13 protein-coding genes are annotated in these 17,638 nt (G+C 67.9%); all 13 read left to right on the forward strand.

Going from position 1 to position 17,638, the window contains the following annotated elements:
• Positions 1–1,331 precede the first annotated feature (1,331 nt).
• The 13 genes from eno to ACLJT4_RS25725 all read left to right on the forward strand — a co-directional run bounded on the left by eno (position 1,332) and on the right by ACLJT4_RS25725 (position 17,595).
• Positions 1,332–2,618 (forward strand): phosphopyruvate hydratase, encoded by a 1,287-nt coding sequence (gene eno, locus ACLJT4_RS25665; protein ID WP_411125572.1) that lies wholly within the window; start codon positions 1,332–1,334, stop codon positions 2,616–2,618.
• Positions 2,619–2,667: 49 nt separating this feature from the next.
• Positions 2,668–3,930 carry an ATP-grasp domain-containing protein gene (locus tag ACLJT4_RS25670; RefSeq protein ID WP_411125574.1) on the forward strand — a complete coding sequence of 421 codons (1,263 nt, stop codon included), beginning with the start codon at positions 2,668–2,670 and terminating at the stop codon, positions 3,928–3,930.
• 43 nt (positions 3,931–3,973) lie between these two features.
• Positions 3,974–4,969, forward strand: a complete 996-nt coding sequence (locus tag ACLJT4_RS25675) for an SGNH/GDSL hydrolase family protein (RefSeq protein WP_411125576.1) — start codon at positions 3,974–3,976, stop codon at positions 4,967–4,969.
• A gap of 202 nt (positions 4,970–5,171) precedes the next feature.
• Complete coding sequence (locus ACLJT4_RS25680) at positions 5,172–7,253, forward strand: iron-containing redox enzyme family protein (protein ID WP_411125578.1); 2,082 nt, start codon at positions 5,172–5,174, stop codon at positions 7,251–7,253.
• Entirely contained in the window at positions 7,253–9,091 is a 1,839-nt protein-coding gene (locus ACLJT4_RS25685; protein WP_411125580.1) for a carbamoyltransferase, read from the forward strand. Before ACLJT4_RS25680 ends, ACLJT4_RS25685 begins: the two co-directional genes overlap by 1 nt.
• Before the next feature lie 15 nt (positions 9,092–9,106).
• The gene (locus tag ACLJT4_RS25690) at positions 9,107–9,253 is read left to right on the forward strand and encodes a hypothetical protein (protein ID WP_402065048.1); all 147 of its coding nucleotides are present in this window, start codon (positions 9,107–9,109) and stop codon (positions 9,251–9,253) included.
• A gap of 52 nt (positions 9,254–9,305) precedes the next feature.
• On the forward strand, positions 9,306–9,713 hold the full coding sequence (locus ACLJT4_RS25695) for a DUF6917 domain-containing protein (protein WP_411125655.1): 408 nt from the start codon (positions 9,306–9,308) through the stop codon (positions 9,711–9,713).
• Positions 9,713–10,921, forward strand: a complete 1,209-nt coding sequence (locus ACLJT4_RS25700) for a threonine synthase (RefSeq protein WP_411125582.1) — start codon at positions 9,713–9,715, stop codon at positions 10,919–10,921. The genes ACLJT4_RS25695 and ACLJT4_RS25700 overlap by 1 nt, the downstream gene beginning before the upstream one ends.
• On the forward strand, positions 10,918–12,552 hold the full coding sequence (locus ACLJT4_RS25705; protein ID WP_411125584.1) for a thiamine pyrophosphate-binding protein: 1,635 nt from the start codon (positions 10,918–10,920) through the stop codon (positions 12,550–12,552). The genes ACLJT4_RS25700 and ACLJT4_RS25705 overlap by 4 nt, the downstream gene beginning before the upstream one ends.
• A 1-nt stretch (position 12,553) precedes the next feature.
• Positions 12,554–13,816 (forward strand): ATP-grasp domain-containing protein, encoded by a 1,263-nt coding sequence (locus ACLJT4_RS25710; protein WP_411125586.1) that lies wholly within the window; start codon positions 12,554–12,556, stop codon positions 13,814–13,816.
• 27 nt (positions 13,817–13,843) lie between these two features.
• The gene (locus ACLJT4_RS25715) at positions 13,844–15,100 is read left to right on the forward strand and encodes an MFS transporter (protein WP_411125588.1); all 1,257 of its coding nucleotides are present in this window, start codon (positions 13,844–13,846) and stop codon (positions 15,098–15,100) included.
• A gap of 62 nt (positions 15,101–15,162) precedes the next feature.
• Positions 15,163–16,155, forward strand: coding sequence for an asparaginase (locus ACLJT4_RS25720; protein WP_411125590.1), 993 nt, complete (start codon positions 15,163–15,165; stop codon positions 16,153–16,155).
• 180 nt (positions 16,156–16,335) lie between these two features.
• On the forward strand, positions 16,336–17,595 hold the full coding sequence (locus ACLJT4_RS25725; protein ID WP_411125592.1) for an ATP-grasp domain-containing protein: 1,260 nt from the start codon (positions 16,336–16,338) through the stop codon (positions 17,593–17,595).
• Positions 17,596–17,638 lie beyond the last annotated feature (43 nt).

Raw genomic sequence — 17,638 nt, forward strand, 5'->3', positions numbered from 1 at the left:
AGCCCCCCTTTCCTGAAACGTTGCCAAGTCCGCACCCATGCATCCGAGCATTCCGACGGGTCTTCCCGCCGGGATGTCGTTGTCGCTCGAAATTCCGGCCGTGCCAAATGTCGGACGTGGTTGAGGATTTGGCTGCGTGGCAACTCAACTCGGGCTCGGGCCTTGAGGTTGCGTCCGCCTCACCCCGCGGATGCTCGGCACCGCGCCCCACGCCACGGCCGAAGCCGAGCCGGCTCGCCGGCGCTCGTCTCGCCCGGGCCGCCTCCAACTCCGCCGCGCCCAGGCCGAGGCACCGCTCCCACTCGCCCCAGCGGGAGCCACCGCACCGGAACCAGGATCGGCCCGTTGTCGCTGCTGGTCGTGCCGATCCTCCTCACGGGTCTCTCCAGTGCTCGAAGCGGCCGGATGACGTGCAGCTCGCGAGGGGTCGGCCGGGACGGTGCACCCCGCGGCGCACGAGAGTTTGACCAGGTGGTGGGCGGGGAGGGACAGCAGGTCGTTCGCGGTGAACCGTCCGGCGCTCGCGCCGTCGTCGTTCGGGCTCGCGGTGGATCCGCAGTGCGGACCGCGAGGTCCTGGAGCAACTCGACGGCGATCCGCGTACGGAACACGGGGCGCGGTCGCCGTCCTGGAGGGGGTGGGCGTGGCCGAGGCGGTCGTGAGCGTTGACGCTCTGCGCACCGGCGCGACCAGGTCGTCTACCTGCGCGCACACAGCGCGTTCTCAACGGAGTTGAGTGCGTTGGGTAGGCGTCCCTGGGGAGGGTTGCCATCTCCGTGGTTGTCAAGGTCATCTTCACTCTTCACCTTGCGATGCGTCAGGAAGGAAACCCCGCACGCACTGTCTCGCTCAGGGGGGCGTGTGGTTAGATTGCAACCGCGCGGCCACCTGGAGCCGTGGCGCGGGGGAATAGGAGCAGTCCCTTCAATGTGGAAGGGCGCATTCGTCTCCCACGCAGTTGCCTGAGTTTCGTTGCGGGCGCGTGTTGGAGGTGCCGGAAGTCGTCCCACCGGATGGTGTTCGCGATTCACCAAAATTCGTCGTGAATCTATCGGGGCACGGAGATCTGTCGTCCACAGCGCAGACAGTATGGTCGACGGAATCTCTTGACGGATTCTTTGCGCAACAGGCAGATGCGACTCGGTGAGAAGCAATCCGGTCGGTTGATGGTCGCTACGGCGTAGTTCCGTAGTTTCGTCCCAGGTCAATAGCGTCCTGCTCGATGCCAACCGAGCGGCTTTGCAGCGAGGGTGCCCTTTAGCGTGCCGCGGCAGCAATGCTATGTAGTGACTCACCCAGCATAAAAATGTGAGACGCAGCGTAGGAGTGGAATGTCTGATATTACTGACGTGTTAGCACGCGAAATCGTCGATAGCCGTGGAAATCCCACTGTCGAGGTCGACGTTCGCCTGGCCGACGGCTCCCTGGGCAGGGCCGCGGTGCCCTCAGGCGCCTCGACCGGCACCCGGGAAGCGGTCGAACTTCGCGACTCCGACCCCACCCGTTTCCGGGGGAAGGGCGTCACGCGCGCGGTTGCCGCAGTGAACGGAGAAATCGCGCAGGCGGTGCGTGGACTCCCGGCTGAATCGCAGTCCGCCGTCGACCGACTGATGATCGAGCTCGATGGGACCGAGAACAAGGGACGCCTCGGCGCCAACGCGACGCTGGGCGTTTCACTCGCGATCGCCAAGGCCGCGGCGGCGTCGCACAAGATGCCTCTGTACCGTTATGTCGGCGGCACTTTCGCGCACGTTCTTCCCGCCCCGATGATCAATATCATCAATGGCGGTGCCCACGCCGATAATGCGCTGGATTTCCAGGAATTCATGATCGCGCCGGTGGGTGCGACCTCGATGGCCGAGGCCGTCCGTATTGGCTCAGAGGTCTTCCATACCCTGCGAGACCTTCTCCGCGCTTCGGGACACAACACCAACGTCGGCGATGAGGGTGGATTCGCACCCGATCTGGCCACGGCGGACGAGGCGCTCGAATTCATCGTCAAAGCCATCGAAAAGGCCGGTTTCCGGCCCGGTCACGACGTGGCGCTGCTGCTGGACCCGGCTTCCTCCGAGTTCTACCGCGATGGGGTCTACCACTACGCGGGCGAGAACCGCGTCCGGTCGGTGACCGAGCACGCCGACTACCTCGCCGACCTGACGTCCCGATTCCCGATCGTGTCGATCGAAGACGGCATGGCCCAGGACGACTTCGAGGGCTGGAAGTACCTCACCGACGCCATCGGCTCCACCTGCCAGCTGGTCGGTGACGACGTCTTCTGCACCAATGTCCGCCTGCTCCAGGACGGCATCGACCGGGGCATCGCGAACTCGATCCTGGTCAAGGTGAACCAGATCGGCACTCTGACCGAAATGCTGGACACCGCGAACACGGCTTTCCGCGCCGGCTACTCCGTCGTGATGTCGCACCGCTCGGGCGAGACCGAGGACACGACCATCGCCGATCTCGCGGTCGCCCTCAACTGCGGTCAGATCAAGACGGGTTCGCTGTCGCGCGCCGACCGGACGGCCAAGTACAACCAGCTGATTCGGATCGAGGAAGAGCTGGGATCCGAGTCGGTCTACGGCGGAGCGAAGTTCTTCAACGGCAACATCGGCTGAACCCGAGAGTCACGGCCGGGGTCGTCGTGCACGGAAAGAGGTGTAGAGGATGAGCATCCTCGTACTCCACAAATCCAACGCCAGCCGTCGCGGCCACCTGGCGAAAGCCGCAGAGTACGCGAGGAAGAACGGGGACCGGCTTCTTCTCTTAGTGAAGGACTTGACCTGGGAGAAGGAGTTCGCCGACGTCGTGGTGTCGGTGGACACCTCGGACATCGAGGCCACAGTCACTGCGGCGCGCGCCTTAGCGGCGTCCGAGTCGGAACCCATCCGGGCCGTCGCGGCGTTCGTCGGGCACAGTGTGCCCGCCGCTGCCGCGGTCGCTGCCGACCTGGGACTTCCCTTCGTCGGCGAACAGGTGGCGCGCACGGTGCGCGACAAGTACGCCATGCGTGAGGCCTTCGCCTCGGGCAACGTGCCGCAGCCGGTCTACGGACTGGCCCGGACGCTCGACGAAGCTGTGACGCAGGCCGCCCGCATCGGCTTCCCTCTGGTGCTCAAGCCGCTCATCGACAACGACACCGGCTACTTCCGGCGAGTGGACAGCGTCGCCGAACTCACCGAGTACTTTCCGGTGGTGCAGCGTGGCGCCTGGTCCGGAATCGCGCACAACCCGCTGTACGCGTGGATGGTCGAAACGTACGACTCGGCCATCTTGCTGGAGGAGTACTTACCGGGCGCGGAGGTCAGCGTCGAGTCGATCGTCGTCGATGGTCGGGCCCACGTGGTCGCCATCCATGACAAGCCCGTCCCCATGGAGGGCCCCTACTTCGTCGACGTGCACTACGCGACGCCCAGCCGGCTGCCGGCGGAGGTGCAGGAGCGGATCGTCGAGCTGGCTGCGGCCTCGCACCGAGCCGTCGGCATCGAGACAGGCGCCGTTCACACGGAGTTCCGGATCCAGAGCGACGGCACGCCGAAGATCCTGGAGACGGCGGCGCGACTCGGCGGCGGGCCGGTCTACCAGTCGGTTCTGCTGAGCACCGGGGTCGACATGGTCGCGGCGGTGCTCGATGTGGCGTCTGGCCGGACCCCTGATCTCACTCCCAAACCTCAACCCACGCCTGCTGGTTTCTACCTGTTCTTCGCGGAGAAGGCCGGGCGGGTCAGCGGGATCAGCGGGGTGGAAGAAGCCGGCCGCAATCCCCGTGTGCAGGAGCTCTCGCTCTACCGGAAGGTGGGGGACTTCGTCGATGTTCCGCCGCGCGTCTGGCAGTCGCACGGCCATGTGATCTTCACCGCCGACAGTGACGACGGACTCGTCGAGACGTTCGACGAGCTTGTGAAGTCCGTCAGGATCGAGATCGAATAATGTTCTCGACAAGGTTCGGGGCGTATCGCCTGAGGAGTTATCAGTGAAAATCAGGAACGAACTGGCGCCGTATCTTGCGGGCTATGAGGAGAAATTCACGAGCAAGGGCGAGATCCGCTGGCTCCCGCATCTTCTCTTCTTCCACCCGCAATCGCATCGTTCGGACGTGGTGAACACCGACTCGATCGGTTTCCGGTACGCTACGGACGGCGGCCGCAACTATTCGGTGGCCGACCAGCAAGACGCCGATTCGGTACGGCTCCTGGCCGGCAGTTCCACCGTCTTCGGTATCGGTGCCAGCTCCGATGCCTGGACGCTTCCCTCGCGGCTGAACGCCCACGACGACAGACCTGGCACCTGGCTCAACTTCGGTGGCCGCAGCTTCAACTCGACACAGGAACTCCTCCTGCTCACGCTCTACCGCCACCTGCTGCCGAAGGTGGACGAGATCGTGCTGTTCTCCGGATTCAACAACCTGAGCCTGGCCCGCATGCCGCAGATGCGGGAGGAGGACCACGGCACCTTCTTCCAGTACACGACGTACCAGGACATCTTCGCGCAGCACGCGAAGACGAAGTCCTCGATGCGCAGCCTGCTGCGTCGGCAGAAGGAAGCGCCCGCGCCGGCCGCGCCGAGCATCGACGAGCAGCTCGCCTACGCCGCCGACCTGACGCTGCGGCACCTGAGCGGCTGGAAGGCCCTGGCCTCGACCTGGGACGCGAAGATCACCTACATTCTTCAGCCGCTGTCGGGCTGGGTGCGTGACAAGGGGAGTCGGGAAGAGGAACTCATCTTCGACGAGCTTGAGCAGCACGGCGGTTTCGCCGCGATGTACGGCGATATTCTGAGCCGCCAGGTGAATATCGATTACGCGGCGATGCTGGAGCAGGGTGCGAAGGAGATGGGCATCGACTTCGTCAACTTCAGCCCCGTCCTGGCCGAGTCCGCCCAGCAGGACCAGTGGCTGTTCATCGATCGGATCCATCTGACGGACCATGGTCATGATTTCGTTGCCAGTAAGGTCCTGGAAAACATCTAACCTGGAGCCCCGCATGTCGTTCATCAAATCCTTGATAGCCCGAATTTTCGGCCGGAAGAAGTCCAAGAAGCCGGACGCTTCCATTTACCCGATGTTCTAAGGCCGGTCGAGTACAGCAAGAGAGCATCCAATGTGGCGTGAGACGTACCGCCGGTGTGTCGACCCAGAATTATTTCTGGGCACCACCGCAATCCAGACACTCATGGCCGAGGTCGCGTCTGTTGATCCCGAGACCGACCCTCCGCACCTGTCCGTCACGCTCGACGAGGCTTCCTCGTGGCGGAACGAACAGGGCAGCGCCTACCGGGAGTTGACAGACTCTGCCGACCGGACCGAGGCATCGGAGACCCTGGCGCACGCGCTGCTCCGCCAGTCCGGGCCGTTCGCCTCGACGCTCGGGGCCTGGCTGCAGGGCATGAGCGCGCCCGGGGTCTTCGAGGACGAGGTCCACCTCACGATCCTGGCCCTCTTCGCCGACGACATCGGCGTCGGCGGGCCCCGCTCGTCGCGCTACGACGCGTTCAAGGTCCTCGCGACGCAGTACGGCCGTCCCGAACTGGCCGTGGACGCCGACGAACTGGCCGCCGAGCGGTCGGTCCGGGACCACATGTTCGCGCTGCCCGCGGCCCTGTTCGCGATCAGCCGACGCAGCGACGCGTTCGCGCCGCTGATCGGCGGCATCGATGTGGTGCTGCGTTCCGTCGGCATGCTCCCCTGCTGGGAGGCGCTCCGCGCGAGCGACGGCGCCCCGGCCGAGTGGGCGCGCCTGGACCTGGCACGGTCCACCGGGGCCACCGACCTCGCGGCGCCCCTGGACGTCTCGCGTGGCGTGGCCGAGAGGTTCTGCGCGACGGACGAGGCCGCGCGCCGCCAGGTCGCGTTCGGCGCGGCCTGGATGCTCGACGCCCTGCGGTCATGGAACGAGCTGCTGCTCGACGAGGCCCGCGCCGCGCTGCACCCGCAGCGTGCGATGGAACAACTCATTCGGGAGCGGGCCCGGGAAGGCGCCGTCTACCACCAGAACTTCCGGATGGGCGGCGGAGAGACGCTCTCCGAACTGCTGAAGCAGGCGAAGACCGACCCGGGTCCGCTGCTGACGGAGCTGGCCGCGACCCGCATGGTCAAGCCGGGCAACGCCGAGCGCAGCTCGCTGGTCAACGGCCTGATCGGACCGAAGGGCCCGATGTTCCGGGTCTTCTCGGCCGACGACGTCGAGGTGATCTCGAAGTGGATCGACTCGCTGGCCGACTCCGAGCCGGAGCCCGTGCCGCCGTCGGCCGCGCGGGTCCCGGGCGCGCCGGCTCCCGGCCTCCTCGACCGGACGGCCGAGGAGGGCGTGGTGCCGGCCGACATCCGCGAGGCGTACTTCGTGCTGCAGGGCCGCGTGCTGGCCCCGGGCACCCGCGACTTCGCCCTCCGGTACGTGAACCGCTGGCTGGCCCGGGCGAAGCGGTCGCTGGGCCGCACGGACCGTTCGCTGCCCGAGCGGTGGACGTCCGCGGGACTGCGTCCCTGGCTGCTGGACATGCACGACAAGCACGGCGTCGAGTTCGAGACCGGCAGGTCCGGCGACCTGCCGACCCGCGAGCAGGTCATCGACGAGACCCTGCAGCTGGCGCCGCTGACGCTGATCGACGGTTCGTGGCTGCAGGGCTTCACCGACGCGGGGCTCGCCACCACCCGGTACGGCTTCCCGCTGTTCGAGACGTACTGGGACGAGCTGGGCAACGGTGACATCGAGCTCAACCACCCCAAGATCTACCGTGACGTGCTGCGGGAGATGGGCATCGATCTCGCGCCCACCGGCAGCCGGGAGTTCGCCTACGACACCCGGTTCCGCGAGGAGTCGCTGGAGCGGCCGGTGTACTGGCTGTGCCTGGGCAAGCTGCCGCACACCTTCATGTCGGAGATCCTCGGCATGAACCTGGCGATGGAACTCTCCGGCGTCGGCGGCAGCTACCGCACCGCCCGGCGCTTCCTGAAGCACTACGGCTTCTCCACGCACTTCGTCGATCTGCACAACACGATCGACAACGTGTCCACCGGCCACTCCGCCTGGGCCGCCGACGCCATCGACACCCACATGCGCACGGTGTCGAAGCTGTCGACCCCGGCGGAGTCCGCCGCCGAATGGGAGCGGATCCGCATCGGCTACGAGTCGCTGGCCCCGCTGCCGTCGTCCACCATCGCTGACCGGATCGGCGACCGATTCCTGACAACTCCGTGGAAACCTCGATCGCAAGGCGGGTCGCTGTTCCACCACGCACCGGTGGAGGTGTCCTGATGTCCATGTATACGCTGGGAATTTCGGCCTACTATCACGACAGCGCGGCCGCGTTGGTCCGCGACGGCGTCGTCGTCGCAGCAGCGCAGCAGGAGCGTTTCAGCAGGATCCGGCACGATTCCGGGTTCCCGTCAGACGCGATCGCGTACTGCCTGGACCACGCAGGGATATCCCTGGCGGAGCTCGACGCCGTCGTCTACTACGAGGACCCGGCGCTGAAGTACGGGCGGGTGCTGTCCTCGTTCGCCAGCGCCGGCCCGCGCGGTCTCCGGCCGTTCTCGGCCGTCCTGCCGGAATGGCTGCGCTGGAAGCGCGACGTCCTGAAGCGCGTGGACGCCGAGCTCGTGGCGATGGGGCGCGGCGCGGCGCCGCGGGCGGTCGCCTCGCAGCACCACCGCTCGCACGCCGCATCGGCGTTCTTCCCCTCGCCGTTCGAGAACGCGGCGGTGCTCACGATCGACGGCGTCGGCGAATGGCAGACGACGACGATCTGGCACGGCCGCGGCAACTCCCTGGAACTGGTCAACTCGGTCTCCTATCCGCACTCGGTGGGAATGCTCTACTCGGCGTTCACCTACTACTGCGGCTTCAAGGTCGACTCCGGCGAGTACAAGCTGATGGGCCTGGCGCCCTACGGCGAGCCGCGGTACGCGGACGTCATCCGCCGGGAGCTGGTGAACATCCGGCCCGACGGCTCGTTCACGCTGAACATGAAGTACTTCGAGTTCCACCAGGGCAGCCGCATGGTCGGGCGCGCCTTCGAGGAGCTGTTCGGCGCGCCGATCCGGGACGCGGAGAGCGAACTGGAGCAGCGGCACTGCGATTTGGCGGCCTCCGTGCAGGTGGTCACCGAGGAGATCGTGCTGGGCCTGGCGCGGGCGGCGGTCGAGCAGACCGGCGAACGCGCGCTCGTCATGGCCGGCGGCGTCGCCCTGAACTGCGTCGCCAACGGCGTGCTCAGCCGCTCCGGCATCGTCGACGACCTGTGGATCCAGCCGGCGGCCGGCGACGCGGGCTGCGCTCTGGGCGCCGCACTCGACCACTCGGTCCCGGCGCACGGTCGGCCGCACCTGGCCGACGGTGGCGACGGCATGTCCGGCGCGCTGCTCGGGCCGAGCTTCTCCGACGGCGAGGTCGAGAAGTTCCTGCAGGAGAACGGCTACGTCTTCACCACGTTCCCGCAGGACAAGCTGTACGACGAGGTGGCCGGCCACCTGGCCGAGGGCGCCGTGGTGGGCTGGTTCCAGGGACGCATGGAGTTCGGCCCGCGCGCCCTGGGCGCCCGGTCGATCATCGGCGACCCGCGCGACCAGTCCATGCAGAAGCGCATGAACCTCAAGATCAAGTTCCGTGAGTCGTTCCGGCCGTTCGCGCCGGCCGTCCTCGGCGCGGACGCCAAGGACTACTTCGGTCTGGTCGGCGACAGCCCGTACATGCTGGTGGTCGCCGAGGTCGCAGACCGGATCAAGACCGAGACCTCGCGGAAGCCCGGCGGGCCAAGCCGCGGCCTGGGCAGCATCAACGAGGCCCGTTCGGAGCTGCCCGCCATCACGCACGTGGACCTCTCTGCCAGGGTGCAGACCGTCACCGAGCGCGACAACGCCCCGTACGCCCGGCTCCTGAGCGCCTTCAAGGCGGCGACCGGCTGCCCTGTCCTGGTGAACACGTCGTTCAACGTGCGCGGCGAGCCCATCGTGCACACCCCCGAGGACGCCTACCGCTGCTTCATGCGCACGGGGATGGACGTGCTCGTCCTCGGCAGCCACCTCCTGCACAAGGACGACCAGCCGCCGTTCGCCGAATCCGTCGACTGGCGCGACGAGATCCCGCTCGACTGACAAGGAATGGTCTCCATGCGTTTTGCAGCATCCGCGGTGTTCGTCGCGGTGTTCGTTCCGATCTCGCTGTACCGGCGGCTGCGGGGATCGAGCCGTTTCGGTCCGCGCTTCCACCAGGGTTCCTCGGCCTGGGACCTGCCGTACGCGGTGAACCCGCGCTGACGGCGCTCACTCACGGAATTTTCCGACAGAACTTTCCGAGAAGCAGGGAATGATGTTTACCAGTAGAGAACCGTTACGTCTGCGTTGGGCCGCAGTGATGGACCACACGCGACACGACCGCGCCATCGAGCCGTCGGCCTGGCAGACCCGGTGCATTCGCGCGGGTGAGGTGCACGAGTTCATCAACGTGGGACCCGGCCCCCGTTACCCCGTCGACCACGTCGAGTACTACGGATTCGCCACCTTCGAGACGTCGGGCGTCCTCGCGGTCGGCGACGCCCTGGTCTGCGAGGGGCGCACGCTCGGCACCATCAGCGGCTTCGACGAAACCCACATGCCGAACCACTACAACATCCTCGTCGAGGGCGCGGACTTCCGAAACGGCCACGCACTCGGGCTGAAGGCCGGAACGGCCGTCACCACGTGCCCGCGAGAAGACAAGGATTCCGGGGGATCCTGATGTTTGACTACCAGAAGCTCTACGCGAACCGCACACCGGCCGACCGTCCCGTCTTCCTCTGTCTCGACTGCGAGAAGGAGACGGACGACAGGGCGCACCGATGCCCCTCCTGCAAGGGCGCGATCGACGTCCTGTACCCGCTCGACCGGGTGGAGTTCGGGGCGCTCGACTCGAACCCCAACCCGCTGCTGCGCTACAAGGACGTCCTGCCCGTCGCCGAAGAGGACCACATCACCTGGCTGGGCGAGGGCAACACTCCCTGCACCGACGTGCCCGCGCTGGCCCGCCTCCTCGGCGTCCGCTCGGTGTACATCAAGGACGAGACGCGCAACCCCACGCGCTCGACCAAGGACCGCATCGCGTCGGCCTCCCTGAGCCGCTTCAAGGGCCTCGGTGTCCGCGAGTTCGTGATGGCCTCCACGGGCAACAGCTCCATGGCCTACGCGAACTCGATGAGCCTCGTCCGCGGCTTCAAGCTCCACATCTTCGTGGGCGAGCAGTTCGCGTACCGCCTGAACTACGCGGACCACCCCCAGATCGACACGCACGCCGTCGCCGGCAGCTTCGTCGGCGCGGGCGCGATAGCCCAGAAGTTCGCCGAGGACAACGGGTACTTCTGGGAGGGCGGCTTCTTCAACTACGCCCGCCGCGAGGGCCTCAAGATGTCCTACATCGAGGCCTACCAGCAGATGCCGTCGGCCCCGACCCACGTCTTCCAGGCCATCAGCAGCGGCATGGGGCTGCTCGGCGGCTACAAGGGCGCCGTGGAGATGAACCGCCTCGGCCTCCTGGAGAGCACGCCGGCCTTCGTCGGCGTGCAGGAGGACAGCTGCGCTCCCATGGTCAGCGCGTGGAACGCGGGCCGCGCCGCGATCGCGCAGGAGGACATCGTCGAGAACCCCGAGGGACTGGCCCACGCCATCCAGCGGGGCGACCCGACGAACACCTACCCCTACCTGCGCGCGATGGCCCTCAACACGGGCGGCGCCCTGGTGGCCGCCCGGACGCACGACATGCACATGGCCAAGGGGCTGCTGAAGTCGCTCGGCTTCGACGCCTGCTACGCGGCCGCCGCGTGCCTCGCGGGCGCGATGCGGATGGCGCAGGAAGGCTCCCTCAAGGAGGACAGCGACCTGCTCGTCATCCTCACCGGTGCGGAGCGACCCATGCTGCCCACGCCGACGAACATCCTGGCCGTGGCCTCATGACCACGGTCGCGGACGAAATCGCCCGCAGGCTGGCGAAGCACGGCGTCTCCCAGGTCTTCGGCTACCCCGGCGAGACCTCGCTCTCGCTCTACGCCGCCTTCCAACGAAGCGACGAGCTCACCCACGTCGTCGGCCGGTGCCCCCGGGGAGCGGCCTACGCGGCCGAGGCCTACGCCCGGATCAGCGGGGGCGTCGCGGTCTGCGACGCCCCGGGGGGAATCGGCTCTCCCTACGCCACCCCGGCCCTCCTGGAGGCATACAACAGCGGCACGCCGCTGGTGCTGATCACCTCGGGGCCCAGCAAGAGCACCCCGAGGCCGTGGGCGACGGGACAGGTCGAGCACGCGCGGCTCTTCGACAGCGTCGCGAAGCACGTCTACGTGGTCCGTGAGCAGCGGGGTGCGTTGGGCGTCATCGACGCCGCGCTCGCCCTCGCGGAGCGGCCCCGCCGCGGCCCGGTCGTCGTGGAGATCGCCCCCGACGTCCTGGAGGCCGAGGCGGACCCGGCACTGCTGGATGCGCCGTCCGCCGCGGCCGGCGCGACGGCGCCCGCGGACACGGCCGCCACGGTCGGCGACGCGGTCGCGCGGGCCGCCGAAGCGGTCAGGAGGGGAGCGAGCGTCGCCCTGATCGCCGGTGGCGGCTGCCACGCGGCGGGCGCAGCCGAGGCACTGCGGGAGTTCGTCGACCGGTTCGGCATCCCGGTGTTCACCACGCTCAACGGCAAGGGCGTCCTCTCCGAGGTCGACAGCGACCTTCCCCGGGTGGTCGGGTCGAAGGGCGACACGCCCGCGAACGCGTACATCAGCGGCTGCGAGGTCGTGCTCTACGCGGGCTCCAAGATGGGCGACAAGTCGACCAACCAGTACGCGTGGCCGTCGCCCGACCAGTTCCTCGTCCGGATCGACGACGACCCGACGATCGAGGAGGCCGACCCGGCGCGCGGCTGCCTGCTGCGCGAGGACATCGCCGGCGGCCTCAAGCTGCTCACCGGCGAGCTGGGAGAGTGGGCCTACGGCGGTCCCCGTCCGTCGACCGCCACCGCCGGCGACTGGTCGAAGACCGGCACCGCCTCCCTGGTGGCGACGGTCAACGCGGAGCTGTCCGACCGGGACGTCTGCGTCGGCGAGGCCAGCGTCGCGAGCGGCTGGTTCGGCGCGCTGCTGCGCCTGGCGCCGCCGCAGCGACTCATCACCCCGCGCGGGACCGGAAGCCTCGGCTACGCGATCCCCGCGGCCGTCGGCGCGGCCGTCGCACGCCCCGACGCGACGGTGTGGACCCTGGTCGGCGACGGCGGACTCACCATGGCCATCGGCGAGTTGGAGACCATCGAACGCCTCGGTCTCAACGTGAAGATCACCGTCCTCGACAACGGACGGCTCAATCTGATCGACCAACACGCCATCCACCGTCACGGGGCCGCCGCTGTCAGCCGGGACTTCCGCCGGATCGACTGGCCCACCATCTGTGCGGCGATCGGCCTGCCCGTGATGGCCTGCGACGACCCGGCCCGCGACGCGTCGGAGATCGCGTCCTTCTTCTCCCGACCGGGCCCGGCCGTCCTCGTACTGGACACGTCGGTCGACGAGGTCTCGCCGGACATGGCAATCGCAATTCGAAAGGTGCACTGAAATGACCCTGATGATCCTGCACACCCGCAACGCGAGTCGCCGCAAGCACCTCGCCAAGGCTGCGGAGACCGCCCACGCGCTGGGCCACCGGGCGATTGTCGTCGTGGAGGAGCCCAGCTGGGAGCTCGAATACGTCGATGCGGTCTACGCCGCGCCCACCGGCAACCTCGAGGCCACCGTCGCCCGGTGTGTGGAGATCGCGAAGGAAGAGTCCGAGCCCATAGCGGGCGTGATCGCGTTCGTCGAGCACAGCGTGCCGGCCGCTGCCGCGGTCGCCGCGGAACTCGGTCTTCCGTACATCTCTCCTGAGACGGCCGCGAAGAGCCGCGACAAGCTGAGCATGCGCAGCGCCTTCGAGACCGTGGGTATCTCGCAGCCGCGCTTCGCGCTCGCGTCCTCGGTCGAGGAGGCACAGGAGGCCGCCCGGACCATCAAGTACCCCCTGGTCATGAAGCCCATCATCGGGGGCGGCAGCATGTTCGTCCGCCGAGTCGACGGCCCGGAGGAACTGGCCGAGCATTTCGAGGAGATCCGGCAGGGCGCCTGGGCCGGGTTCGACTACGACCCGCTGTTCTTCCTGAAGGCGCGGTACTCGGAAGGGATTCTCCTCGAAGAGTTCCTCGTCGGTGATGAGATCAGCGTCGAGAGCTATGTGCAGAACGGCGAGACGACCGTCGTCGCCGTTCACGACAAGCCGGCGCCGATGGACGGCCCTTTCTTCGAGGAGACGTTCTACGCGACTCCGACCGTGCTGACGGGCGAGACGCTGGAGAAGGTGAAGAAGTTCACGACGCTGGCCCACGAGGGGCTCGGCATCACCCAGGGCGCCACGCACACCGAGTTCCGGGTCTCGCCGGAAGGCGAGCCCTACATCCTGGAGACCGGCGCACGCCTGGGCGGCGGCCCGGTGTACCAGAGTGTGCTGCTGTCGACCGGCGTCGACATGGTCGAGGTCCTCACCAAGGTTTCGCTGGGCGCGGACGCCGATGTCGTCGTGGACAGCGAGAAGTTCCGGCACGTCGGCTTCTCGCTGCACTTCGCGGAGGAGCCCGGTGAACTCGTCGCCGTCGACGGAGTCGAAAGCCTGGAGGCCAGTGACAGCGTCTCGGAGGTCATGATCTACCGCCAGCTCGGCGAGCAGGTCGACGTGCCGCCGCGGGTCTGGCAGGCGCACGGGCACGTGATCTTCACGGGGGACTCCCGCGAGGACATTCTCGAGAAGCAGCGGAACATCAACCAGACCCTCCAGTTCCATGTTCGATAACTAATATGCAAGATTGCGTAATCACCTATGTCTCCACTGCTTCCCGACACCAGGCCACGTCGCGTACTGGCACTTGCGACACTGGTCGGCACCATCGGAAAAGGAATATTCCTCACCTCGGGTGTGCTGTATTTCACGAGATCGGCACACCTTCCCGTTAAACAGGTGGGTATCGGGCTCAGCGTCGCTGGTTTCATATCGGTGGCTATCGGGATCTTTGCTGGATATCTGGCCGACCGTCGCGGGGCCCGGGGCATCTATGTGGCGAGCCTGGTGCTCGGTGGCCTCGCGACGGCGGGCTTCTGCCTGGTGAGCAGCTTCTGGCCGTTCCTGGTGGTGGCGAGTCTGGCCGCCGCCGCTCAGGGGGCGGGCCTCATCGCGCGCGGCCCGCTCATTCGCCGCTACGGAGGAAAGCGACCGCAGGAGTTCCGCGCCTACATTCAATCCGTCACCAATGTCGGGATCTCCGTGGGGGCCGCGGTGGCGGGATGGGCCGCCCAGGCCGACACGCGCAGCGCCTACCTCCTCATCGTCGTCGGCAATGCGGTCCTGCTCCTGGCCTCCGCCGCGATCATGCTCGGCCTGCCGCCGGTCCCGCCGGAAGCTCCGGCGGAAGGACCGCGCTGGCTGGCCCTGCGAGACCGCCCCTATATCGCGCTGTCGCTGCTGGACGGCATTCTGTCGATCCAGTACCGGGTGCTGACGGTGGCCATCCCGCTGTGGCTGGTCAGTCAGACATCCGCACCGCGCTGGCTCATATCGGCCATCGTCATCGCCAATACCGCCATCGTCGTGCTCTTTCAGGTGCGCGCCAGCAAAAGCATCGACAGCCCTCGGGCGGCAGGACTCACCCTGCGTCGGTCCGGGGTGGCCTTCCTCATCTCGTGCGTGGCCATTGCCTGGTCCGCCGGGGTCCCCACGTGGGTTGCGGTCATCATGCTGGTCATCGCCACCGTCGTGCACAGCGTCGGCGAATTGTGGCAGGCCGCCGGCGGATTCGAGATTTCCTTCGAGCTGGCGCCGAGTCACTCTCAGGGGCAGTATCTCGGTGTGTTCGGGATCGGGCTCGGTCTGGCCGAATCCTTCGGTCCTGCCCTGCTCACTTCCCTGTGCATCGGACTGGGGAAACCGGGCTGGTACATCGTGGGTCTGCTCTTTCTGGCAGCGGGACTTGCCCAGCCGGCGGCCGTGCGCTGGGCCGAGCGCACCCGGCACATCTATCGAGAGCCGGCGGCCCCGAAAGCACCGGGGGTTCCCTCCGGCAATTCTTCCGGCACGGCCTGACGGCCAGCTGATCCGTCTGGTTTCCACGTAGCCATCACACCGATTCGCAAGGAGTGTCCCGAGTGAGCCCCAATCCCTCCGCCGCCGCATACCGTGGCGGGGACAACGTCGCCGAGCTCGTCCGTTCCGGTTTCGTCGAGAGTTTCCACCGCGGTTCCGTCGCGGTCGTCGATCCCTCGGGCGTACTGGTGAAGTCGGTCGGTGACGCGGCTTCCCCGGTCTTCCCGCGCTCGGCCGTCAAGCCGGTGCTCGCCGTCGCGATGCTGCGCGCGGGGTGGAAGCCAGGCAGCGCCGCCGAACTCGCGGTCGCCGCGGCCAGCCACCGGGGCGAGCCGATGCATGTGGCGCAGGTCGAGGCGATCCTGTCGGGCGCGGGGCTCGGCCAGGACGCGCTCCAGTGCCCGGCGGACCTCCCCGGCGACCCGGCCGCCCAGCGGGCGCTGATCGCCGCCGGAGCCGAGGCGCGGCAGGTGTACATGGCCTGTTCGGGCAAGCACGCGGCGATGCTCGCGGCGTGTGCGGCCAACGGCTGGGACACCGAGACCTACCGGGAGCTCGACCACCCGCTGCAGAAGCTGGCCGCGTCCGTGGTCGAGGAGTTGTCGGGCGAGCCGGTCACCGCGACCGGTGTCGACGGGTGCGGTGTGCCGATCTTCGCCGTGAGTCTGACCGGCCTGGCGCGCGCGATGGCCCGTCTGGTCGAGGCCCCCGAGGGCACCCAGGAGCGGGAGGTCGCCGACGCCATGCGCGCCCACCCGCAGTTGGTCGAGGGCACCGACCAGATCGACGCTCGGGCGATGACGGCCGTCCCGGGCCTGCTGGTGAAGTTGGGGGCCGAGGGCCTGCACCTGCTGGCCGCGCCGCGAGCCGGGGCGGTGGCGGTGAAGATCGACGACGGCGCGAGCCGCGCCTCGATGCCGGTGGCGCTGCGTGCGTTCACCGAGTTCGGCGGGCTGTCGGTGCCCGAATCGGCCGGCAGCACCGTGGAGGAGCTGCTCTCGCCGCAGCTGTGGGGTGGCGGCCGACCGGTCGCCTACCTGCGCACGCTGCTGTAAGGGCGCACCACCACCGGACGACGGACACCGCTGTCCGTCACCGCTGTCCGTCGAGACGTCCCGGGTGCGATTCTCGGGTCCGCGGCCGGTTCTGATGTCCTGTGTCCGTCCGACGCACCGTGTCGCCCACTGTGCCCGCCCCCGCTTTCCCGCTCACTCCGAAAGAGGAACCGACCTGCCATGAGCGTCCTGATCCTGCACACCAGCACTCCCAACCGCAAGCCGCACTTCGCCCGCGCCCGTCAGTATGGTGAGCGGCTGCTGCTGATCGTCAACGGCCCCACGTGGGAGCCGGAGTTCGTCGACCGCGTGGTGGATGCGGAAACCAGCAGCATCGCGGAGACGGTGGCCGCGGCCCGGGAGTTGGCGGCCTCGGAGAGCGAGCCGATCGCAGCGGTCGTGTCCTTCGTCGAGCACAGCGTGCCCGCCGCCGCGGCGGTCGCCGCCGCGCTCGATCTGCCGTTCATCTCCGAACAGACCGCGCACATCGCCCGCAACAAGTTCGAGATGCGTACCGCGTTCGCCCGGCACGGCTCCGTCCCCGGCCCGGGCTTCGGCCTCGCGCACACCCTGGACGAGGCCCGCCAACTGGGTTCGGACATCGGCTATCCGCTCGTGATGAAGCCGCTGATCGGCGGCGGCAGCATGTATGTGCGCCGCGTCAACAGCGCGGCCGAACTCGATGAGCACTTCGACATGATCCGGGGCGGGGCCTGGGACGGCTTCGACTACGACCCGCTGCACCAGGCGGACCGTGCGAAGTACGGCGCGGCACTGCTGTTGGAAGGCTATGTCGAGGGCAGCGAGGTCAGCGTCGAGTCCGTCGTGCGTGACGGAGAGACCCAGGTCGTGGCCATCCACGACAAGCCGCTGCCGATGCAGGGCCCCTTCTTCCAAGAGGTCTTCTTCCGCACGCCCTCCCAGCTCTCCCCTGAGATCCAGGACCGGATCGTGGAGTTGACGGCCCATGCGCACGAGGCGCTGGGCATCCACACCGCCGTCACGCACACCGAGTTCCGCATCCCCGCGAACGGCGAGCCGGTCATCCTGGAGACCGCCGCACGGCTCGGCGGCCTCCAGGTCTACACCTCGGTGCTCACCAGCACCGGCGTCGACATGGTGGACGTCATCCTGGACGTCGCGCTGAACCGCGAGCCCCACCTGAAGGGGACCGGCGCCGCCCGGCCGACCGCCTTCTTCGGCTTCTTCGCCGAGAAGGCCGGCGTGATCACCGCCATCCACGGTGTGGAGGAGGCCCGCGCGACCGAGGGTGTCGTCGAGGTCGAGGTGTACAAGAGCGTGGGTGACACCGTCCAGGAGTCCTCGCACGTCGGGCAGGCGCACGGCCACGTGCTCTTCACCGCCGACGACCCCGCGAGCCTCGACGCCCGCTTCAACGAACTGCGTGCCATGCTGCGGATCGACGTGGCGGCTCAGTGAACGGCCAGCCACCGCTGGGCCGCTGCTGTGGTTCCGGGCACTG

Origin of the sequence: Streptomyces sp. x-19, assembly GCF_046549115.1 — a bacterium.
Taxonomy (GTDB): Bacteria; Actinomycetota; Actinomycetes; order Streptomycetales; family Streptomycetaceae; genus Streptomyces; species Streptomyces albulus_C.